The sequence below is a fragment of the Gordonia sp. KTR9 genome (assembly GCF_000143885.2).
Taxonomy (GTDB): domain Bacteria; phylum Actinomycetota; class Actinomycetes; order Mycobacteriales; family Mycobacteriaceae; genus Gordonia.
Map to the genome: position 1 here is coordinate 164853 of NC_018581.1, position 21296 is coordinate 186148.

Annotated in this window: 21 protein-coding genes; 13 read left to right on the plus strand and 8 right to left on the minus strand. The window is 66.7% G+C overall.

Annotation, left to right across the window (positions count from 1 at the left end; translation table 11 throughout):
• Positions 1-35: 35 nt before the first annotated feature.
• Positions 36-785, minus strand: a complete 750-nt coding sequence (locus tag KTR9_RS01525) for a VOC family protein (protein ID WP_010843978.1) — start codon at positions 783-785, stop codon at positions 36-38.
• Between the two features lie 96 nt (positions 786-881).
• Here KTR9_RS01525 and KTR9_RS01530 point away from each other — a divergent pair, with 96 nt between their 5' ends.
• From KTR9_RS01530 to KTR9_RS01555, 6 genes are all read left to right on the plus strand, one after another.
• Positions 882-1745 carry a S49 family peptidase gene (locus tag KTR9_RS01530; RefSeq protein ID WP_044505630.1) on the plus strand — a complete coding sequence of 288 codons (864 nt, stop codon included), beginning with the start codon at positions 882-884 and terminating at the stop codon, positions 1743-1745.
• A 394-nt stretch (positions 1746-2139) separates the two neighbouring features.
• A complete protein-coding gene (locus KTR9_RS01535) occupies positions 2140-2490 on the plus strand; it encodes a rhodanese-like domain-containing protein (protein ID WP_010843976.1) in 351 nt (116 codons plus the stop codon).
• Between the two features lie 77 nt (positions 2491-2567).
• Positions 2568-3530, plus strand: a complete 963-nt coding sequence (locus tag KTR9_RS01540) for a DUF4328 domain-containing protein (protein WP_148281134.1) — start codon at positions 2568-2570, stop codon at positions 3528-3530.
• Positions 3527-4336, plus strand: coding sequence for a glycerophosphodiester phosphodiesterase family protein (locus KTR9_RS01545; RefSeq protein WP_014924915.1), 810 nt, complete (start codon positions 3527-3529; stop codon positions 4334-4336). The genes KTR9_RS01540 and KTR9_RS01545 overlap by 4 nt, the downstream gene beginning before the upstream one ends.
• 55 nt (positions 4337-4391) lie before the next feature.
• Positions 4392-5315, plus strand: coding sequence for a DUF5926 family protein (locus tag KTR9_RS01550; RefSeq protein ID WP_014924916.1), 924 nt, complete (start codon positions 4392-4394; stop codon positions 5313-5315).
• A gap of 168 nt (positions 5316-5483) precedes the next feature.
• Complete coding sequence (locus KTR9_RS01555; RefSeq protein ID WP_014924917.1) at positions 5484-6878, plus strand: IS1380 family transposase; 1395 nt, start codon at positions 5484-5486, stop codon at positions 6876-6878.
• Positions 6879-7149: 271 nt separating this feature from the next.
• Here KTR9_RS01555 and KTR9_RS01560 read toward each other — a convergent pair whose 3' ends face one another.
• Both KTR9_RS01560 and KTR9_RS01565 read right to left on the minus strand, forming a co-directional pair.
• Complete coding sequence (locus KTR9_RS01560) at positions 7150-7686, minus strand: ferritin (RefSeq protein WP_010843972.1); 537 nt, start codon at positions 7684-7686, stop codon at positions 7150-7152.
• Between the two features lie 95 nt (positions 7687-7781).
• Positions 7782-9005: an LCP family protein gene (locus tag KTR9_RS01565; protein ID WP_014924919.1), complete on the minus strand. Its 1224-nt coding sequence runs from the start codon at positions 9003-9005 to the stop codon at positions 7782-7784.
• Positions 9006-9293: 288 nt separating this feature from the next.
• Between KTR9_RS01565 and KTR9_RS01570 the strand changes: the two genes are divergently transcribed.
• Positions 9294-10697 carry an APC family permease gene (locus KTR9_RS01570; protein ID WP_014924920.1) on the plus strand — a complete coding sequence of 468 codons (1404 nt, stop codon included), beginning with the start codon at positions 9294-9296 and terminating at the stop codon, positions 10695-10697.
• A gap of 100 nt (positions 10698-10797) precedes the next feature.
• Here the strand turns inward: KTR9_RS01570 and KTR9_RS01575 are convergent, their stop codons facing one another.
• The 3 genes from KTR9_RS01575 to KTR9_RS01585 all read right to left on the minus strand — a co-directional run bounded on the left by KTR9_RS01575 (position 10798) and on the right by KTR9_RS01585 (position 13790).
• The gene (locus KTR9_RS01575; RefSeq protein ID WP_014924921.1) at positions 10798-12045 is read right to left on the minus strand and encodes an oxygenase MpaB family protein; all 1248 of its coding nucleotides are present in this window, start codon (positions 12043-12045) and stop codon (positions 10798-10800) included.
• A 121-nt stretch (positions 12046-12166) separates the two neighbouring features.
• Positions 12167-12964 carry a CPBP family intramembrane glutamic endopeptidase gene (locus KTR9_RS01580; RefSeq protein WP_014924922.1) on the minus strand — a complete coding sequence of 266 codons (798 nt, stop codon included), beginning with the start codon at positions 12962-12964 and terminating at the stop codon, positions 12167-12169.
• Between the two features lie 73 nt (positions 12965-13037).
• Positions 13038-13790, minus strand: coding sequence for a DUF2470 domain-containing protein (locus tag KTR9_RS01585; protein ID WP_014924923.1), 753 nt, complete (start codon positions 13788-13790; stop codon positions 13038-13040).
• 154 nt (positions 13791-13944) lie between these two features.
• Here KTR9_RS01585 and pheA point away from each other — a divergent pair, with 154 nt between their 5' ends.
• The 5 genes from pheA to KTR9_RS01610 all read left to right on the plus strand — a co-directional run bounded on the left by pheA (position 13945) and on the right by KTR9_RS01610 (position 19009).
• Positions 13945-14913, plus strand: coding sequence for a prephenate dehydratase (pheA, locus tag KTR9_RS01590; RefSeq protein ID WP_014924924.1), 969 nt, complete (start codon positions 13945-13947; stop codon positions 14911-14913).
• Complete coding sequence (locus KTR9_RS01595; protein WP_010843964.1) at positions 14913-15572, plus strand: histidine phosphatase family protein; 660 nt, start codon at positions 14913-14915, stop codon at positions 15570-15572. Before pheA ends, KTR9_RS01595 begins: the two co-directional genes overlap by 1 nt.
• 236 nt (positions 15573-15808) lie before the next feature.
• Complete coding sequence (locus tag KTR9_RS01600) at positions 15809-16762, plus strand: LysR family transcriptional regulator (RefSeq protein ID WP_044505632.1); 954 nt, start codon at positions 15809-15811, stop codon at positions 16760-16762.
• A 224-nt stretch (positions 16763-16986) separates the two neighbouring features.
• Positions 16987-17958: a putative oxygenase MesX gene (locus KTR9_RS01605; RefSeq protein WP_035717971.1), complete on the plus strand. Its 972-nt coding sequence runs from the start codon at positions 16987-16989 to the stop codon at positions 17956-17958.
• A 25-nt stretch (positions 17959-17983) separates the two neighbouring features.
• The gene (locus KTR9_RS01610; RefSeq protein WP_010843961.1) at positions 17984-19009 is read left to right on the plus strand and encodes a methionine synthase; all 1026 of its coding nucleotides are present in this window, start codon (positions 17984-17986) and stop codon (positions 19007-19009) included.
• 217 nt (positions 19010-19226) lie between these two features.
• Here KTR9_RS01610 and KTR9_RS01615 read toward each other — a convergent pair whose 3' ends face one another.
• Positions 19227-19817 carry a hypothetical protein gene (locus tag KTR9_RS01615; RefSeq protein WP_014924926.1) on the minus strand — a complete coding sequence of 197 codons (591 nt, stop codon included), beginning with the start codon at positions 19815-19817 and terminating at the stop codon, positions 19227-19229.
• 366 nt (positions 19818-20183) lie between these two features.
• Between KTR9_RS01615 and KTR9_RS01620 the strand changes: the two genes are divergently transcribed.
• Positions 20184-20522, plus strand: coding sequence for a hypothetical protein (locus KTR9_RS01620; RefSeq protein WP_044505638.1), 339 nt, complete (start codon positions 20184-20186; stop codon positions 20520-20522).
• 235 nt (positions 20523-20757) lie between these two features.
• Here KTR9_RS01620 and KTR9_RS01625 read toward each other — a convergent pair whose 3' ends face one another.
• Positions 20758-21273, minus strand: a complete 516-nt coding sequence (locus tag KTR9_RS01625) for a hypothetical protein (RefSeq protein ID WP_231632762.1) — start codon at positions 21271-21273, stop codon at positions 20758-20760.
• Between the last annotated feature and the right edge of the window lie 23 nt (positions 21274-21296).

Consider the following 21296-nt stretch of genomic DNA (forward strand, 5'->3'; position numbering starts at 1 on the left):
CGGATGCCAACTGCGAACCGAAGCGGGTCCGCGACTCAGTCGCCGGTGCGCGGGTTCCGTGAGGTGATGCAGTAGGGGCGACCGACCGGATCCGCCATCGTCGTCCAGTGCGGATAGTGCTCGATCACGCGCGCGCCCCAGTCCTCGTGCCGGGCGACCTCGTCGGCGACGGAGTTGGTGGCGATGTCGAGGTGGGCGGTCGCCGGCCCGTCGTCCTGCGGCTCATCCTGCCTGCGCTGCAACAGGATTCCGAGGGTCACCGCCGGGTCGCGCCGCAGCGCGATCAGTTCGGGTCGATTCCGCGATCTGGTCGGCCAGCCGGTCAATCGGGTCCAGAACCCGACCTCGGCGTCGAACATGTCGGCGGGGATGTCGATGCACAGCTGGTCGATGATGCTGATCGCATCACCGGGCCATCGGATGGGGCGTGACCGCTTGGTCTCGCCTTCCCATGGCACGAGGCAGAACACGAACCCGGCGGGCGACCGAAGTGTGAGGTGGGTGCCGGCGTCGTTGACGAGCGTGGCGCCGAGTGCGAGGGCCTCCGCGGTGGCGGTGTGCGGGTCGTCGGTGTGGATGTCGAGATGGACTCCGCCCGGGCCGTCGTCGATCCGCTGGACCCGCAGGTGCGGGTCGCCGTAGAACGGTTCCAGCGACGCGAACTCTCGATGCTCGCCCCGTGGCGGGGAGACGGTACTGCCCGAGATCGCGCGCCAGAAGGTCACCTCGCTGCCGAACACCCCGGCGGGGAAATCGAGGAATGCGCTGAGCCACCGCACCTGCACCCGGCAGATTGTACGGTGCGCCGGACGCCGCAGAGTGTCGCGGCGCGTGCGAACGGGTACGGACGCTCGACCGCCCGGATCGTTAGACTCGGGCAGATGACTGTCGGACCGCTGGGAGCGGTGGGGAAGAAGTTCTCGAAAGCGCGGACCGAACAGGTCGCGGTCGTCCGTCTCGACGGCCCGATCGGGATCACCGGCATGGGCAAGCACGGCGTCAACACCGAATCGGTCGAGCCGGTCCTGAAGAAGGCCTTCGCCACCGAGCGTCTGCGGGCCGTCGTGGTCGTCATCAATTCGCCGGGCGGCTCGCCGGCGCAGTCGGAGTACATCGCCGAGCGCATCCGTCAGCTCTCCGCGGAGAAGGGCGTGCCGGTGCTCGCATTCTGCGAGGACGTCGCGGCCTCCGGCGGGTACTGGATCGCGTGTGCGGCCGACGAGATCTTCGCCGCACACACCTCCCTCGTGGGATCGATCGGCGTCGTGTCGTCGGGTTTCGGTTTCTCGGCGGTGCTCGACCGGTTCGGTGTCCAGCGCAGGCTCTACACGACCGGTGAGAACAAGGCCCGGCTCGACACCTTCTCGCCCGAGCAGGCCGAGGACGTCGAATGGCTCAAGGGGCTCCAGGGGCAGTTGCACGAGGCGTTCATCGCGTGGGTGAGGCAGCGTCGCGGCAAGAAGCTGATCGCGTCCGACGAGGAACTCTTCAACGGCGACGTGTGGATCGGCAGCCGTGCCGCCGAACTCGGCGTCGTCGACGGCATCGGCGTGATGCGCTCGGTCGTGGCCGAGCGGTATCCCGATGCCGAGATCACCGTCGTGGAGACCCCCAAGCCGCTCCTGATGCGGTTGGTGGGAAGCCAGACGTCGGTCGCCGGATTCGCGGAGAGTGTGACGACCGGCGTTCTGGCGGCGTTCGATCGCGCACCGTCGCTGCGTATGTCGCTCCTGCACCGGGACTGAAACCTGCCGGCGAGGGTTTTCACACGGCTTTATTTGTGTATTGTCCCCAAGTTATCCACAGGGCTGTTCAGTGAAGTGGAACTTCAGGTCGTCTCGACCGCTGCACTGACGTGAATTTCCTACGCGCACATTCGATCAATCAAGTGACCGCTGTCACAAGTAGATAACCGTTGGCCTGCGTTTTTCCACAATTCCACAGTCTCATCCCCAACTAGACGGTCAGTCTGCGACCTGGGGACAAACGTCCAGAACGTGCATGTGGATAAGTTTATGTAGGTCAACATAGTGACCGTGCGACGCCGAACCGAGGGGTGGTGGCGGCGGCGCGCGGGCCGCCCTGGTGGACAGCTGGCGTCGCACCCGGCCGTCTCTGTGCCACCATGGAAAAGTGACCATGGGCGACATCACTCAGGTTCCGGTGACCGATCTTCCGGACGACTTCACCGGGCGGACCGACGCGGTCATGCTCGACGTCCGCGAGGACGACGAATGGGCGTCCGGCCATATCCGGGGCGCCGTGCACATCCCGCTGGCCGAGGTCCCGGGGCGCCTCGACGAACTCGACCCCGATCACGACCTCTACGTGGTCTGCCATTCCAGCGGCCGGTCGATGCGCGTCCTGCAGTACCTCGCCCAGGTGGGTTACGACGGCATCTGCGTCCGCGGTGGCATGCTCGCCTGGCAGGAGCACGGCAAGCCCGTCGAGTTCGGCGATACGCGATCCGAGGGCGACGCCGGCCGATGATCGACCTGTGCCCGCGGTGTCGAATCCAGGCGCCGCATCGTCCCGGACGTGAACACTGTCCACGTTGTGGTGGACCGTTGAGCGTCGTCGACGATGCCGCTCGCGCGATGGCCGTCCGCCAGGGGTCGTCGGCGCGATCCTCGGCCCCCGGTGTCGCGATGCGCCCCTCACCGATCCCGCCTCGTGCCGGCTCGGCCCCGATGCCCGCCGGGCGGCTCTACCGCAGCCGCAACGTGCGATGGGTGGCCCGCCGCCCACCCGAGGCCATACCCGCCCGCCGCGGCGCCTCGGGCCGCCGCGGTCCCCGGCTGATCCCTCGCTACGTCTACATACCCACCTGGGGTCTGCACGACGAACCGGCCGAGACCGACACCGCGCACCGCAAGCTCGAGAGTTCCCGGGCCCGGCTGGGACTCGCGCTGGTGCTCACCGGTTCCGCGCTGACCGCGTCGGCGCTGGTCCATCTCGTCCGCTACATCCTGCTGGTGGTCAACCGCGACCGTCCGCTTCCCGAGTTCCTCATCGTGGCGTCGGACTGGCTCACCGTCTTCGTCGGGGTCGTGGCATTTCTCGGATTCGTGCTCGCCACGCTGGCTTTCATGCGGTGGGTCCTGGAACTGCGCGCCGACACCTATGCGTCCGCGGGTCTTGCGGACCCGCGCCGCCCCGGCTGGGTCGCGGCGCTGTCCGGACTGCCGTTGATCAACCTGATCGGCGCCCCACTGGTGTTGCAGGAAGTCGCCACGCACCGCGTCGGCCAGGATCCCTCGCTCGACGCCGATCTCGTGGGTCGACGACTGCGCAAGCTGTGGGTCGCCTGGGTGCTGGTCAACGTGGCGGCCGCGGCGGCGATCGTCGCCAGGCTCGTCGCGTGGCGCTCGGACTCGCTGCAGACCGGAGCGAATGCGCTGGCGATGGTGATCGTCAGCGCGGCGATCTCCGCGGCCTTCGCCTTCTGGATGGCACGCCGGGTGCGGACACTGTTCGAAGCCGCCGAGGCGGCCCCGGTCCCGACGAGACGGTGGGTGGCGGTCGGATGAACTCAGGGGTGAATGTGGGCGCGGCCGAGAAGGTCTCGCGCTCGGGCAAGCCGGCGGTGGTGGCGCACCGCGGAGCGTCGGGTGACTGCCCGGAGCACACCCTGGCCGCGTACGAACTCGCCCTTGCGCAGGGAGCGGACGGACTCGAATGCGACGTCCGGCTGACCGCCGATCACGAGCTCGTGTGCGTGCACGACCGGACCGTCGACCGCACGTCGAACGGCACGGGCATCGTCAGCGAGATGACGCTCGCCGAGCTGCGCGAACTCGACTTCGGCAGCTGGCACGCGTCGGGCGGGCCGGCGTCGATCCTGACGCTGCGCGAGTTGCTGACCCTGACCCTGGACTGGCGTCGTCCCGTCCGGCTGTTCATCGAGACCAAGCATCCGGTGCGTTTCGGCAGTCTCGTCGAGCAGAAGCTCCTCGAGATGCTGCACGAGTTCGGGGTGGCGACCCCACCCTCGGCCGATCACAGTCGAGCAGTGGTCATCTCGTTCTCCTCCGCGGGGGTCTGGCGTATCCGGCGCCACGCCCCCATGCTGCCGACGATCCTGCTCGGCGACACCGCCCGGGTTCTCGGCGGCGGTGCCGCCACCGCGGTCGGAGCGACGGGCATCGGGCCGTCGGTGATGACCCTGCGGCAGTACCCCGATCTCGTCGACCGCGCCGCCGCAGCCGGTCGGGTCACCTACTGCTGGACGGTCGACGAACAGGTCGACGTCCAGCTCTGCGCCGATCTGGGTGTGCGGTGGCTGGCCACCAATCATCCGGCGAAGGTGCGCGACTGGCTGGTCACGGTCGACTGAGCTGCGGCGTGCACGACCGTGTCGGGCGCCGCGGGCCGCGTGAGAGAGTGGACCGATGGGCAAGAAGAGCAAACGGGGCAGTGGACCACGTCCGGGAAGCAATCGTGCGGAGCGCGTAGCGGCACGTAAGGCGCGGCAGGCGGCAGCTCTGGCGCCGCCGCCCCGGCCGTTCGCCGGGTTCGCGTCCGAGTGCGACTTCGTCGCGCTGCGGACCTTCGTCGCCTCGGCGACCGCGCGACTGGAACTCGTCGAACCGGCCGGTTCGCGCAACGACGTCTCGATCGTGACGATCCTGCCCGGGGCGGTGCCCGCTCTCGCGCGCGAGGTCGACGGCGCCACAGAAGGTTTCGTCGGTCTGCAGACCGACCCGGATCGAACGGCGCTGACGGTCGAACTGGCCGCCGCCATCGCGTGGGCGGCGCACGCCGACGCGGGCAGCGAGTTCGATCTGGAGTCCGCCGACGAGGCCCCGACCCTCGACGAGGTCGTGAAACCCGACGCCACCCTGGACATCACGGTCCACCAGGATTTCGGCTGGTGGTTCGTGGAGGGCACCGATGTCCCCGCCGAGATCACCGCGATGTTCGAGCGCGCCAACGAGTCGGTGCTGCCGACTGCGCGGCTCGTGGTCGACAGCGGCGCGGGTGCACCCTGGTGGGTCGACGCCGGCGAGCGGGCCCACCTGCGCTGGATTCGGCCCGAGCCGGAGGACGACCTGATGTCGGCGATGGCGCGGCTGCACGCCGCCGGACGGCTGACGGTCGGGGAGGGGTCGCGGTTCGCCGGGTCGTTCCGCACCCACGGACTGCTCGTACCGGTCTTCGACCTCGACAACGAGATGCACCACGAGGAGTGGTACGCCGGTCTGAACCAGTTCGACCAGTGGCTCGGCGAGGCACTCGCCGACACCTCACCGCTGACGATCGAGCAGCGCAGCTCGCGCGACGGCATCCGCGGTCGTCAGGTCACCTTGCGCTGACACCCCTCCGCTCCCTGAGCTACGAGGAGTGTCGACGTTGCCCCCTAGCCTGGATCTTTCATGGGCGTGTGGGGTTGTCGGCGTGTGAATACGCGAAAGTGCCTGTCTGCCAGTGGATTATTGAATCACCACAAGACAATGATCCTGGCGCAGAGAGGCACTTCGCACGTGAAGCATAACCGCTACCCACATCTGGTTGTCGATACCGACCGCAGTGAGTCACTGACCAGCACCACCGGCGCGGTCCTGCTACGCAAGACCATGCAGATCGCCGGTCTCGATACCGCCCTGAGCGCGGCATTGATGCCGTGGACAACCTCGCGCACCGTGCACCACCCCGCCAAAGTGCTGCTCGACCTCGCGACCGCGGTCGCCGTGGGCGGTGACTGTGTGTCTGATCTGGCGATCGTGCGCGCCCAACCCGCCCTGTTCGGCACCGTCGCCTCGGACCCGACAGCCTCTCGCCTGATCAACACACTCGCCGAGGACTCCACCGCAGCCGTGGCCGCCATCCGCCAGGCCCGCGCACACTGCCGAGAACGCGTGTGGGCGCGGCGACGGCCCCTGGAGGGACGACCGGGCAGCTTCGACGGCGGGCAGGTCATCATCGATCTCGACGCCACCACCGTGACCGCGCACTCGGACAAAGAACACGCCGAAATCAACTACAAACGCCAGTACGGCCACGCCCCGATGTGCGCACTGCTCGATCACGGCCAGTACGGCACCGGTGAACCACTCATCTGCGACCTCCGCCGCGGCGGCGCCTCACCCCAAGGCGCTGACCTGCACATCACCACGCTGAGCGCCGCGTTGGACCAGCTACCGGCCGGTGAACGCGGCCAGGTACTCGTCCGCACCGACGCCGCGGGATGTTCCAAAGAGTTCCTGGCCCACATCACCGACGCCGGATTGCAGTACTCGATCGGCTACATCGTCTCCGACACCATCAAAACCGCACTGGCCCGACTACCCGAACAGGCCTGGCAACCAGCCATCGACACCCACGGTGAACCTCGACTCGACGCCCACGTCGCCGAGCTGACCAGCACGATTCCCGCCCTGGCCAACGCTGATGCCCCCTCATGGCCGGCAGGGATGCGCGTCATCGTCCGCCGCGAGTACCCCCACTCCGGGGCCCAACTACGGTTGACCGATATCGATGGCCGCCGCTACACCGTGTTCGCCACCAACACCCGCGGCACCGGCTGGACGCTACCCACCCTCGAACTACGCCACCGCCAACGCGCCCGCGCCGAGGACCGCATCCGCAACCTCAAAGACACCGGACTGGCCAACCTGCCGTTCCAGGCGTTCACCAAGAACCAGATCTGGCTGGAAATAGTCTGTCTGGCAACAGAACTACTGGTATGGACCCAAACCCTATGTTGGGGCCCTCACGCCACAATCCGCCGATGGGAACCCAAACAACTACGCCTACGCATCCTCGCCGTGGCCGGGCGCATCATCCACTCCGGACGACGCCAACTCCTGCGACTACCGACCAACTGGCCCCACCTGGAGACCATCACCACCGGCTGGACCGCACTACACACCACCTGAGCACCCCAACGACCACGCACTCAGTCTCTGCAGCCCCACACCCGACAAACCCAGGACCCGAAGAACCGGCCACACGCCGGAACCCCCGCACGCCCACACCACAACCCCACCCGCCCCAACCTCACGTGAAAGATCCAGGCTAGCGAAAGCGACGAGCCTCGAAGGGTCTGGTGAGTTCTGGTCACCAGCCCTTCGAGGCTCGCTTCGCTCGCACCTCAGGGAGCAGGAGGCCCGCTTCGCTCGCACCTCTGCCAGCGAAAGTGCTTCTGCGTCAGATGTTCCCGCCGGCCGCGAGGGGTGCGGTTGCGTCGGATGTCTTCTCGCCGTTGAACTCTCGCTCGACGAAGTTCTCGAGGTCGAAGAGGTTCCCGTTGCAGCGTTCGGCAATGGTCTGCAGGGTCGTCATGGTCGCGACCTCTTCGACCTGCTCCTTGAGGAACCACTGCACGAACTGCTCCCCCAGGTAGTCGCCGGTGTCGCGGGCCGACTTGGCGAGGTCGACGACCTGTTGCGTGACCGTCTTCTCCTGTGCGAGAGCGAGATCGATGGGTGCGCGGTAATCGTCGAAGCGGTTGTTGGGTGCCGGGATGCCGGGGATCTCGATCTCCATGTCCCGGTCGAGGAAGTACTGCACGATCATCATCGCGTGATTGCGCTCTTCGACTGCCTGACGGTAGAAGAGCTTGGCGAGTTGCGGCATGTCGTGGTTGTCGAAGTAGGTGGCGACCGCGATGTACTGCTGGGAGGCGTAGAACTCGTTGCTGATCTGGTCGTGCAGCAGTTGGTGGAATTTGGTGTGTTCGGTCATGCGGCCCATCGTAGAGCCGAAAAATGGCTCTCACCAGCAAGTTCAGGCTAAGTAAGGCTAGTCTCGCCTGCGTTTGGGGACCCTTTCCACGACGGTCATCCGGCGTCGACGAGGAGCTCGTCGGGGATGGGTTGACCTGCGCGGAGGAGGCCGAAGAACTCCTCGGTCTGCTCGTTGACCGGTAGCGCCAGCCCCTCGTCGGTGAAGGTGCTCTCGCCGGCGGGTGTCGTGGTCGTGATGGGGTCGCGAAGTGCGAACATGAGCGACGCGAGGTTCCAGATGTGATCTCGCTCATCGACCGTCAGTGCGTCGATGGCGCCGCCGACGAAACCGAAGAGCCGGAACGGATTGAGCAGCACCGTCGGACTGGTGGCGCGAGAGACCAGTGCCGCGAGGAATTTTCGCTGGTTGACCACACGCTCGAGGTCGGCTCGCGGGAAGGCGCGCGTTCGGACCAGTCCCAGCGCCTGGCGGCCGTCGAGCCGATGGCAGCCCTTCGCAAGGCGCAGGCCCGCTTTCGGATCGTTCAGCGGCTGGTCGATACACATGTCGACGCCGCCGACCGAGTCGACGAGGGTGTCGAATCCGCCGAAACCGATTTCGGCGTAGTGGTCGATGTGGATTCCGGTGAGGTTCTCGACGGTCTGCACGAGCAGTGCCGGACCGCCGATGCCGAACGAGGCATTGAGCTTCAGGCTGCCGTGACCCGGAACCTCCACGTACAGGTCGCGCGGAATGCTCACCACGATCGCCTTGCCGCCGCCCGGGGGGTTGTGGACGAGCATGATCGTGTCGGTGCGGGAACCGGCGGCGTCACCCGTGGCCAGCGCCCGGCGCTGTTCTTCGGTGAGATCGGCTCGGGAGTCGGTGCCGACGATGAGCCAGTTGGTGCCGGGTGTGTCCGACGGGCGTCCCGCGTAGGCGCGCAGCGCGTCGATGCGGTCGAGTCTCGAGTCGTAGTAGAACAGCAGTCCGACGGAACCGAGGACGACGACGAGCAGCAGGATCAGCAGGATCCTGCCGACGCGGACCGTGCGGCGGCCGGTGCGTCGGGGACGAGGCGGAGTGACCGGTCGTGGCGGCGCGGGTGGTCGGCCTGCGGACCGGTCACGGTCGCGACGGTCCGCGTGCGGCGGCCGGGGGCCGCGGGACCGATGGTCCGGAATCGGTTCGGGCTTCTGGGTGGGGGCATACCCGGCGGGACCGGGCCGCGCCGACGGGGACGGCCGGTCGGCAGGGGAGGGATGCGGTGGTCGGCCGCTGGGACCGGGACCCGGAGCGCGGCGCGGGTCGGGGCCGTGCGCGGGGATTCGCGGCATGGCCTGCGGATGAGCGGACGGAACACCGGCGCCGGGAGGTGGGCGGTGGCCTTGGCCGGGAGGCGGCCCCGGGCGCGGGGGCGGGCCCGCTGGCCGCCCGGACGACATCGGCGGTCCGGGGCGACCTCGCCGGAGGATCGGCGGGTCCTGCTCGTTCATCCCATCAAATGTACGCATGGGCCGCCGTATCCGATGTCGGTCGGTTGGTGTGCCGATGTGGGCGTCGACTCCCCAGAGAGATCTGCCGCGGAGGTCTTGTTCCGGCCCGAACGGGGTACAGGACCGGCCATGACCGAGAAACACGTCGCCGAGGCCGGCGGCACTTCCGATGACACCGGGAGCGGCGATACCGGAACCGACGGTGGCCACACCCCGCTGCGCCGCGCCATCACCGGCAAGTTGCTGTTCCTGTTCATCCTGGGCGATGTCCTCGGCGCGGGAATATATGCGCTGGTCGGCGAGGTCGCCGGGGAGGTCGGCGGAGCGATCTGGGTGCCGCTCGCGCTGGCCCTCGCGCTGGCGATGCTGACCGCGGCGTCGTACGCAGAGCTCGTCACCAAGTACCCGCGGGCCGGTGGCGCCGCGGTCTTCGCGCGACACGCCTACCGCCATCCGCTGGTCTCCTTCCTCGTCGGGTTCTGCATGCTGGCCGCCGGGGTGACGAGCGCCGCCGGGCTCGCGCTGGCTTTCGCCGGCGACTACCTGCAGGTCTTTCTCGATGTGCCCACCACGGTCGCGGCGCTGGTGTTTCTCGTCGCGGTCGCGGCACTGAACGCCCGCGGGATCACCGAGTCCCTGCGAGCCAACGTGGTGATGACCGTCGTGGAGGTCTCCGGACTCGTCCTCGTCGTCGTGCTGGCCGGCATCGTGCTGGGTCGTGGTGACGGCGAGCCGCGGCGGGTGCTGGAGTTCACCGACGAGACCACACCGGCGCTCGCCGTACTCGGCGCCGCATTGCTCGCCTACTACTCGTTCGTCGGGTTCGAGACCTCGGCGAACATGGCCGAAGAGGTCCGCGACGTGCGCCGGGTGTACCCGAAGGCGCTGTTCGGCGCGCTACTCGCCGCCGGCGTGGTGTACGTGCTCGTCGGTCTGGCGGTGTCGGTGGTCGCACCACCCGAGCGGCTCGTGGAGTCGTCGGGTCCGTTGCTGGAGGTCGTCTCCATCGCCGATGTCGGGATACCCGACCAGGTGTTCTCCCTGATAGCGCTGATCGCCGTCGCGAACGGCGCGTTGCTCACGATGATCATGGCGTCGCGCCTGACCTTCGGCATGGCTCGTGACGGATTGCTCCCCGGCGCGCTCGCGAAGGTCTTGCCCCGTCGTCGCACGCCGTGGACGGCGATCGTGGCCACCACCGCCGTCGCGATGGTCCTCGCGGCAACGGGCACGGTCGCGGCACTCGCCGAAACCGTGGTGCTCCTGCTGCTGTTCGTGTTCGTCAGCACCAACGTCGCGGTTCTCGTGCTGCGCCGCGACCGGACGGACACCGACCACTTCCGGGCGCCGACGATCCTGCCGGTACTCGCGGTGATCTCCTGCGTCGTCCTCATGACGCAGCAGAGCGCATCGACCTGGTTGCGTGCAGGCATCCTGATCGTCGTCGGGCTCGGGCTCTACCTCCTCGCGCGGGTCACCGGGTCGGGTGGACGACCGGACGTCGACGATGACCGTGCCGAGGGCCTCACCTGACGCGATGTTGTTCGCGCGGTGAGCGTATCCGTGCTGACAGGCTTGCTTGTGCCGGGTCGTCGATATCGATTGCTTTCGACGACCGGACCGGACAGGGCCGTCAGCGCTCCGCGAGCGAACCGATGTCGGGAGTGTCGGGGCCGAAGTGGCGGAAGAGGGCTCGGCGTCGGGCGCGGGCACCGGTCCATTCCAGATAGCGCGGGCCGGCCGGCGTTCGCGCGATGACCTGGTAGGTGAGCGTGTTGCGTATCCACGCGAGACCGAAGGCCCAGGGCAGGGCGGGCCGCAATCCGAGGTCGCGCATCCCGCGGACACCGAGGAAACCCTGCAGCATGCTGACCAGGCGGGCCCGGGTGTAGCGCGCGGCCAGCCGGGGGAACAGCCGGTAGTGCAGGCGATCCTGTGCGTCGACGATCGCCGTGGTGAGCGCCGCGCCGGCGTCGGTCACGTCGTGCTGTGCCAGCAGGACCGCGTAGCTCAGCTGGTGCTGCTCACGTTCGGAGTCGAAGAGCCAGTCGTCGTCGACCCCGATCAGCCAGCCGACGTACTTCCAGAGATGCATCAGCGCGCGGGAGTCGTCGCGGCTCACCGGGACGCCGAGGGCGCGGACCCCCATCATCAGTGCGCCGCTGAAGAGGTTCAGCGTTGCGGCGAGATCGGACTGGTTGATCGGCAGACCCCACTGGTCGATGTCCCGGCGGCCGTTGTGCTCGTACCTCTCGTTCACGAGGGCATGCATGAGACGCACGTGGACGGTGAGCCGCCAGCCCGCGCCGTCGCGTGCCATGCCGCCCGGTTCGCCGACCGCGATGGCCCAGGTCTGTGTCTCGCCGAGCCGTCGGATGACGGTGTTCCCGGTGAGGCCGCCGGTTGCGACCAGCAGATCGGCGGGCCCGCCGAAGCGGTAACCGCCGATCAGCGAGAGCTGCAAGAGGACGTCGTTGGCGTTCTGGCCGAACCGTCGGTAGACCGCGGCGCCGCGGTCGCAGAGATCGGGATCGACCCAGTCCGGGGTGTCTTCGACGAGGGCGAAGAAGTCGCGGAGGGCGGCCGGGGCGTCGGACGGCATGTCGCCGGCGAGCGCCTGCTCGAACTGGCGCATCGACACCCGGCCGTCGGCATCCCTCGGGAGACGCATGGCCCGGACCAGCGCCGCAGCGGGTTCGTCCCGTGCGCGCAGCCGGCGCCCGAGCCGAGCGAGCTCGTCGTCGGTGGGTTCGCGGAGATGGTTGTAGACCTTCAGGAGTTTGCCGATGCGTCGGCCGCGGGACTCGGCGGCTCGATGGCGTCGCGGAAACGGGAGGTCGGCCGGCGCGGCGGTCGGGCCGGGCGGCACATCGACGGTCATGAGACGAATCTATAGAATCATCTCACGGTGTTCAACACCGGTCCGGTAGACGCGCACGGTCGACGGAAAACCAGCGCACGGTCGACGAAAAAGGGCGCACGGTCGACGGCGGTCGGGGTCGTCATCCGACCCAGGACAGATGATCGCGCAGCAGCCCGTATCCGACGAAGGCCACCACGTCGATGACCGCATGGGCGATGACGAGCGGCCAGACGCGACCGCTGACCTGGTAGAAGCGGCCGTAGACAACTCCCATGACCAGGTTGCCGACGCCGGCACCGAAGCCTTGATACAGGTGATACCCGCCGCGGAGGAGCGCGCTGGCCGCGAGCGACGCGCCGTCGGACGCGCCGAGCTGACGCAACCGGGTGATGAAGTAGGCGACCACGACGATCTCCTCGGCGGCGGCGTTGCCGATGGCGATCAGCACGAGAACCGGCCACTCCCACCAGGTGTCGGCCTGGCTGGGCACGAGGCTCGCGTTGAGGCCGAGGGCGCGGGCCACGGCGACGAGGGCCAGCCCGGGGAGGCCGATGACGGCGGCGAGAACCAGCCCGGCGGGAACGTCGCGGCGTGGAGTCCACCGGCCAAGTCCGACTCGCGAGAGTCCGATCCCGCTGCGCCACAACAGATACACGCCCAGGGCGGCAATGGCGAACAGACGGAGCCCGCTCATGATCTGCCGGACGGCGTCGATGGGTCCGAGGTCGGAGCGACTGGGATTGAGGGCGACCGTGGTCTCGCCGATCCCACCGGCGAGCTGGGCCTCGAGCAGTGCCAGCGCCGCGGAGAGTGCCGAGAACGCGAACGTCAGGACGCCGACGATGACCAGCTCGACGATGATGCCGCGTCGTTCGACCCGGTCGGTGACCACCGGGATGCCGTGCGGGGACGGCTTCAGGTACTCGCGCAGGGCCATGCCGGTCAGCCTAAAACCCCGCGGTGGGCGGCGACATCGGCAGACGGCGGGCGTTGTCGCCGCGAGACGCGACTCAGTCGGGCATCGAGTTCAGGAAGGGGCAACCCGCGAGGTTGCGCAGCGCGCGTGAGAGTTCGAACACGTCGGAGACCGGACGGGCGAAGGGGAGCCGGACGTCGGAGTCGCCATCGAGTCCCTCGATGCGGAAGCGGATGCCGAATCGATCGAGCCCGAGCGGCCGCACCCGTCCGGTGCGCAGGTCGGCGGGGAGTTTGCGGACCAGCTGGCCGACGATGTCGGCGTGGTCGGTGTCGAGGTGCTCGAGCCAGCTGCCCTCGTGCTCCCAGAACGGGTCGGGGTCGGCATCGGCGAGTTCGGTGGCAGGCACCGAGGCCGCACCGTCCGACGAGGCGATCACCGCGGTGTCGACCTGCAGTCGCAACATCGATGCGCCGTGCCCGATGTCGAGCAGCCCGTCGTCGGGGTGTTCGGCGGCGATCTCGATCGCCAGGTCACGTTCCAGGTCGCGCGGGACCTCGTGCAGGGTGCCGTTCAGCCAGATCACCGACCGCACGCGTTCGCGCAGGTCGATGGGCGCCCAGTCGGTCACCTCGAGCATCGCGGGCACGCCCTCGGCCTCGTCGACTGCCCGCATGGCATCACCGGTGGTCGGGACGAGGACGAACGCCTGGGACTCGAAGAGGTGGACGACCTCGATCGGGGTGGCGTCGGCACCCTCGATGGCCAGGATGGCGGAACCGACCCGACGACAGGCCGTCTGGATCATCTCGGCATCCGTCGGGCGGTCGGTCGTCGTTCTCGTCATGACTGTCTCTCCGGTCGGCGTCGCGGGGGCGGCGGGCTTGAAAGGTAACCCTAACCTAAATTCCCGGAGCGCACGCGTCAATGGTTTCGGTGCGGATGCGTCGATGTCGGTCGAGCGCGAACGGTCCCGCCGGAGCGGCTTCCACTAGGCTCGTGTGGTGCCTGTGATCGCCTACTTCGGCCCGCCCGGAACCTTCACCGAGATGGCACTCGACGCGGTCCTCGCCGCGCATCAGTCCAGTGCCGGCCTCGACCTGTCGGGCGGGATCGACCGGGTGGCCGCGTCGAGTCCCGCCGCCACGATTGCGATGGTCCGCAGCGGTGAGGCCGACTACGGCTGTGTGCCGATCGAGAGCTCGATGGAGGGTTCGGTGCCCGCGACGATGGATGCGCTGGTGCCCTCGACCTCCGATGACGCCGATGGGCGCGTGCAGGCGTTCGCGGAGACCGTGCTCGACATCTCCTTCACGATCGCCGCGGTCTCGCCGCTGCCCGCGGCCGAGGTCCGTACCATCGCCGCCTACCCGGTTGCGTCCGCGCAGGTGCGTCGTCGGGTGGGTGAGCTGTTCCCGAATGCGCAGTTCGTCATCTCGAGTTCGAATGCCGCTGCCGCGCAGGATGTTGCGGCCGGGAAGGCGGACGCCGCGGTCACCACCGGGCTCGCGGCGCGACTGTCCGGGCTCGTCGTGCTGGCCGACGGTGTCGCCGATGCGCGGGAGGCGACCACCCGATTCCTCTTCCTGGGGCGTCCGGGGATCCCGTTGCCCCGCACCGGCACCGACCGGACCTCGGTCATACTCGACCTGTCGAACGAGCCGGGCAGCCTGATGGCGGCGATGAACGAATTCGCCTCGCGCGGAATCGACCTCACGCGTATCGAGTCGCGCCCGCAGCGCGACGAGGCCCAGGGCCGCAGCATCGCCGGACGGTACCGATTCTTCCTCGACGCCGTCGGGCACATCGACGACGCGGCGGTCGCCGAAGCGCTTGCCGCCCTCCAGCGCCGGTGCGAGCGCGTGGTGTTCCTCGGGTCGTGGCCCGCGGTGCGCACCACCGGCTCGGCACCACCCGATCACACGGAGTCGCTCGCCTGGGTCGAATCGATGCGACGAGGGGGCAAGTGATGGCACGCCTGCATCTGGTCCGACACGGCGAGACCACGTCGAACGTCATGCGCCGACTGGACACCGCCCTGCCCGGTGCCGCACTCACCGATTTCGGTGCGCGCCAAGGTGTTCGATTCGGCCTGGAGAACACTCCGGAACACCACGCGGTGCTGCTCAGCTCGCGCGCACTCCGTGCACGTCAGACCGCCGAGCTGATCGGATCGGTGTGGGATGTGGAGACCGCGGCCGTCGACGGAGTGCACGAGGTGCAGGCCGGTGACCTCGAGGACCGCACCGACCGCGAGTCGTACGAGGTGTTCCAGGACATCATGCATCGCTGGCACGACGGTGACCTCGACGCACGCATCCCGGGCGGCGAATCGCTCGCGATGGTCTACGACCGGTACCTGCCGACGGTCGAGGACCTCGCCGACATGTACCTCTCCGGACCGGACCAGCGCGATGTTTTCCTGGTGAGTCACGGTGCGGCCATTCGCCTGGTCGCCGCACGTCTGGCCGGCATCGACTCCCGGTTCGCCGCGGCAACCCACCTGGGTAACACCGGTTCCATCGAACTGGAGTACTCCGACGGACTGTGGGTGTGCCGGCGATGGGGTGCCGCGACGGCTCCGTTCGAGATCGTCGACGAGCCGCTCGTCGACGAACCGATGGGCTGAGGGCACGCCTCAAATGCCCAGGTAGCGACGCGTTGCAGTTCTCGGTGGAGCTCTACCCGGCCCGTGACGATGACGGCGAGCGACGACGGTGGCTCGCGGTGCGGGTGTTCGAACGACCCGCCTCGCAGGTGGGGGCCAGCACGGTCGTGGTGGGAATCGCACCGTCGGATTGAGGACTGCCTCGTATCTCGCGTGCCCGGCACTGGTGACGGCGGTGGCTTCGTTAGTCTTCTGGGATGGCACGGCAGGCTGAGGGCGCGCTACGTGGATTCACCCTGCAGCAATTGCGCTACTTCGTGGAGGTGGCAGCGGAGGGCTCGATCAGTGCCGCTGCGGACACGCTCTACGTGGCTCAACCGACCATGTCCGCGGCGCTCAAGGACCTCGAAAGTCGGCTTGGACGTTCATTGTTCGTCCGTTCGAACCGGGGAGTCACCCTCACCGACGACGGGGCGGAGTTTCTCGGCTACGCGCGCCAGGTCGTCGAGCAAGCGGAGCTGCTGGAACAGCGCTATCTCGGGCGCGGTCCCTCGCGCCGGCTCCTTGCCGTATCCACTCAGCATTATTCGTTCGTCGTTGACGCCTTTGCTCGCATGGTGAAAGCCTCTGACGCCGCCGAGTACGCGTTCAGTCTTCGGGAGACCCGGACGTGGGACATCATTGAAGATGTCCGCACTCTGCGGAGTGAGGTCGGCGTGCTCTATCGCAACAGTTTCAACGCGAACGTGATCAATAAGCTGCTCCGCGAAGCGGGTCTGACCTTTACGCCGCTGTTCTTCACGACACCGCACATCTTCATCGCCCGCACGAACCCCCTAGCCGGGAAAGAGAGTGTCACGCTGGAGGATCTCGAAGACCTGCCGCGGCTCACGTTCGACCAGGGCGTGAACAACTCGTTCTATCTCGCCGAAGAGATCCTCTCCACGCGTTCATCGAAGCAAGACATCCGCGTGAGCGACCGAGCGACCATCTTCAACCTGATGATCGGTCTCGGCGGTTACACCATCTCGACCGGCATCATCTCCGACGATCTGGATCCGTCGATTGTCGCTGTCCCACTCGACGTGGACGAACGCATCGAGATCGGTTGGATCAGGCATGGGTCGGTCTCATTGACCGCCCAGGCGGAGCGGTTCGTGGCGGAGATGCGCGACGTGGTCTCGAGCTTCGGAGTCGATCTACTGACATAGCTGATTCCTATATCCAGCTATCGCACAGCCTAATTAGGCTATGGGCACGCCTCTATATAGGCTGCTGTCAACGCCGCTTCGGTCCGCCGACTCCGGTTGTCGGCCTTGCCGACTGGCGCTCGGCCGTCGGGACCGACATCGAAGTGCCTCGAAACTCGGACAGTGAATCGTGCGGTCGCGCCCGTCGTCGAGCGCGGCGAAAGTGGATGGGGAATCTGATCAACATGACGGACGAATGTGTCTTCAGCATCGGTACGACGCGCTTCGACGAGGATTACACCCCGTCGAGCCGCTCTCGCGGGACGACGAACTTCGCGAATCTCGCACGCGGCGACGACCGTCAGCAGAACCTGCGCAATGCGGTGACGATGATGAACACCCGGGTCAACGAGCTGCTCCACTGGGACAATCCGCGCGGCGACCGTTACGAACTCGAACTCGACATCGTCTCGGTGGACCTGCATCTGACATCGGCCGGGGACGACGCCGCGTTTCCGGTGATCGAGGTGCTCGACGTGGACGTCGTCGATACCGCCACGGGCACCCGCACCGAGGGCATCGTCGGAAACAACCTCTCTTCCTACATTCGCGACTACGATTTCAGCGTTAGGCTCCCTGAGCACCAGGCGACAGGTGTTCCCAGCGACTTCGGCGATCTGCACGGACAGGTCTTTCAGCGTTTCCTCGAATCGGACGAGTACCGCAAACGGTTCTCCCAGTCGCCGGTCATCTGCATCAGCGTCTCGACGTCGCGAACCTACACCCGGCTCACGAACCATCACCCGATTCTCGGGGTGGAGTATGTGGCGGACGCGCTGTCGCTCACCGATGAGTACTTCGGCAAGATGGGGCTCACGGTCCGCTACTTCATGCCTCCGGGTTCCGTTGCCCCGCTCGCCTTCTACCACCGCGGCGATCTGCTCAACGACTATTCGTTCATAGCGCTCGCGGGAACGGTCGCGACGATGGAGACGTTCCAGAAGATCTACCGTCCGGAGATCTACAACGCGAACGCGGCGGCGGGAGAGGTGTACCGGCCGAGTCTCGACTACAGCAACTACTCGCTGCCGCAGGTGACCTACGACCGTGTCGAGCGCACTCAGCTCGCGTCCATCCAGGGAAAGCTCACCGAGGTGAGTCTCATGAAACCGTACGGCGATGTCCTACAGCGCTGGGCGACAAAGCAATCGGCCTGATCACGCGAGAAATGAGGTACTCGAGATGAACACGCTCCTGCCTGCCACGATCGTCGGCAGCCTGCCCAAGCCCTCGTGGCTCTCCGAGCCGGAGAAGCTCTGGTCCCCGTGGAAGTTGGCGGACGACGAACTGCGGCAAGGGAAGCTCGACGCCCAGACGCTCGCGGCACACGATCAGAGTCGTGCCGGGCTCGACATCATCAGCGATGGTGAACAGACGCGCCAGCACTTCGTGACGACGTTCATCGAGCACCTCAGTGGCGTCGATTTCGACCGTCGCGAAACCGTGCGCATCCGCGACCGCTACGACGCGAGCGTCCCGACGGTTGTCGGTGCGGTGACTCGCGAGAAGTCCGTCTTCGCAGGAGACGCGAAGCGGCTTCGCGCCGAGACCGATCAGCCGATCAAGTGGGCTCTGCCCGGTCCGATGACGATGGTCGACACGCTCTTCGACGACCACTACCGGAGTCGCGAGCAGCTCGCGTGGGAGTTCGCGACCATCCTGAACCAGGAAGCGAAGGACCTGCAGGCGGCCGGCGTCGACATCATCCAGATCGACGAGCCCGCGTTCAACGTGTTCTTCGACGAACTGAAGGACTGGGGTGTCGCAGCGCTCGAGCGTGCGACCGAAGGGCTGAGCTGCACGACCGCCGTTCACGTCTGTTATGGCTACGGCATCAAGGCCAACACCGACTGGAAGGCGACGCTGGGGGCTGAGTGGCGCCAATACGAGGAGTCGTTCCCGCTGTTGCAGCAGTCATCGATCGACATTGTGTCGCTGGAGAGTCACAACTCGCGGGTTCCTGTCGAGGTGATCGAACTGCTTCGCGGAAAGACGGTCATGCTGGGCGCCATTGACGTGGCCAGCGACGCCATCGAGACGCCGGAGGACGTCGCAGCGACGTTGCGCAGCGCACTCCCGTTCGTCGACAAGAACAAGCTTTACGCGAGCGGGAACTGCGGTATGGCGCCGCTCGCTCGTGGCGTCGCACGGCAGAAGATGGTCGCGCTCGCCCAGGGCGCTGCCCTGCTTCGCAAAGAGCTCTCCTGAACTTCAAGCGGCACACGCCATGGCCGTTGAGCATTCCGCCCCGGAACGAGTCGGGCGTGACACCATCAGTGCCTTGCTGGTATCACCGCATATTCGTTCACTGCGTGTTCCTAGGCAGAGCGTCGTCGAGAGATCGAGGTCGATGAGGACACTGGCAAGATCGGGTGCGCTGAGCGGCCGAACACCGCCCTGCGTGATGGTCCTTCCGTCGGCGACATCAGATCACATCGGCGCTGTTAGCTGCCTCGACAAACTTGGTCCAGTAAGGAACGTCGACCCTTCTAGGGGAGAGGTGCCGAATTCCGTACCCGGCCATCTCGTTCTCGAGGTACTCGAGGAGATCGGCCCCGTAGAAGATGACGTCGGTCTGCCAGACAGAGAACACCGGCGACCCAGACGGTGAGGGAGCTGCAGGTGTCATGCGATGGCCGAAGATCGGTATGAGCCGTGGCCACTTTGCCAACTCACGCCGCGTGACCGCCTCGACGTCACTTTCTGCTGCCGGCCGGTGGCCCCATGAGGCGCCCCAGAATGGCGGGTCCTGGCGAAGTGCGTCGAAGACCATTCCGCGGGCCGGCCAGTCGAGCATCTGACGCAGATACGTCTCATCGCCATTGCGCCAGTCGGGCCAACGGTCTCCGACGGGCAAAGCGGTCGCAAGCAGACTGTGATGGTCGGGGTTGAACCTGAACCCATGCTGCTCTGTGACTGCATCGAACTCGGCGTCGGTGAGGCCAGGGGCGAGTTCGACTCCCGCAGTTCGAAGGATGACCGCCGCTTTCTCACCAACGTCGCTGATCTCGTCCACGTGACCGAGTGTCCCAGGTCGCCGGTGCGCGCTACAGACGACGTGAGACGAGCCTAGAGAGTCTCATCTGGTGCATCATTGACACCACATAAGACATCCCGTTGGTCGCCCTGACGCCGACAGGACGAGAGAGTTGCTTCAGGTGAGTGAGTTCGGTGCCGATGCTGTCGAGAGCGTGCCCCTGAGGCTCTTCAACCCAGAGTATGCAAACAAGATGCGAGCTCAGACCGAGATCGGCGGCGGGTGATAGACCCGTGTGGGGCATAGCGACATAACGTAGATTATCGGCGAAACACATTGCGCTACTGTATATTTCGTCACCAGTGACGTCATGCAACCCAAACTCGCAGTTCGAGGAGGCCGATCATGGCAACGCGGACCACGGTGCGCACCGAGTTCTTGGCCGACGTTTACACCTGCGCACTTGAAGGCGGCATCGGCTACTGGTCGACCTGCACCGACTATCGCTGGAGCAGTGATCCGCGAGCGACCGTCGAGGAAATCTCCGGCAATCCGCACGTGATCACGCTCGACACGATCGCCCGGGGCGTGAACTCCATCGTCAGTGGCGCAGCGATGATCCCGGATGGACAGCGTCGTAGGATCGCCGCCGCTGACCGCACCCACGATGCCGAGACCATCGACGCGACAGATACAGACGCCATCGTTCAAGCAGCACTCTTTGGCTCCCTCGTCTACGGATAAAGACCGGCCCAGCCTGCGGACGCGCTCCGGACCGTGAAGAAAGGACGCCGCATTGAATCAAGCGGTCGCGGTAGCGGTACCGGTCGAGGCGTAGCTCGGCAAGACGATCACCGATCTCACTCTTTGACCACCCCGACTCGCCTGACCCGACGACCGGGGCGCCACTGGACAGTGAGTCGAGCTGGAGGTGCTGTAGGAGAGGGCATATCCGGGCGACAGCCGATCCGCGGCTCGGCTACTGCTTCGGCGAGAGGTCAACGCCAGTGAGGCAGCCGCTACCGGCCTCGATGGTGAAGATGAAGTGGGTGTTGTCGCGGGTCGTGCCGTACTCGTTGACTTCCTTTGGCGAGTGGCCGGAGGCCAGTCGTTCGAGGGTGATGTCGGGGTACTGGGCTTTGAGTCCGTCGAGGGTGATGCACGTGTCGGGCGTGAACTTCAGGTAGGTGCGTTCCCACTGCTGGTCGTCGGTGTAGAAGATCGTCGAGGCAACGTTTTTCAAGTGTGTGCCTAGAGTGATCGGCTCGGTTTCCCAACGTCGGGGCAGGATCTGCTCGGCCGGGGTATCCAGGAGTGTCGACGTCGATTCCTGGGTCAGGGGCATATGGGCGCTGGCGGTGTCGATGAACTGCCACACCGTGGGATCAGCAGGCATGCCGGGTGTGCTGGCGTTGCTCACGGTGTCTCCTCCTCCACACGCGCTGGTGGCCACCATCACTGCCGCCGCGAGCGTGGCCGCGGCCGTGGTCATCATCGTCGATCGTGGTCGAGTGAGTG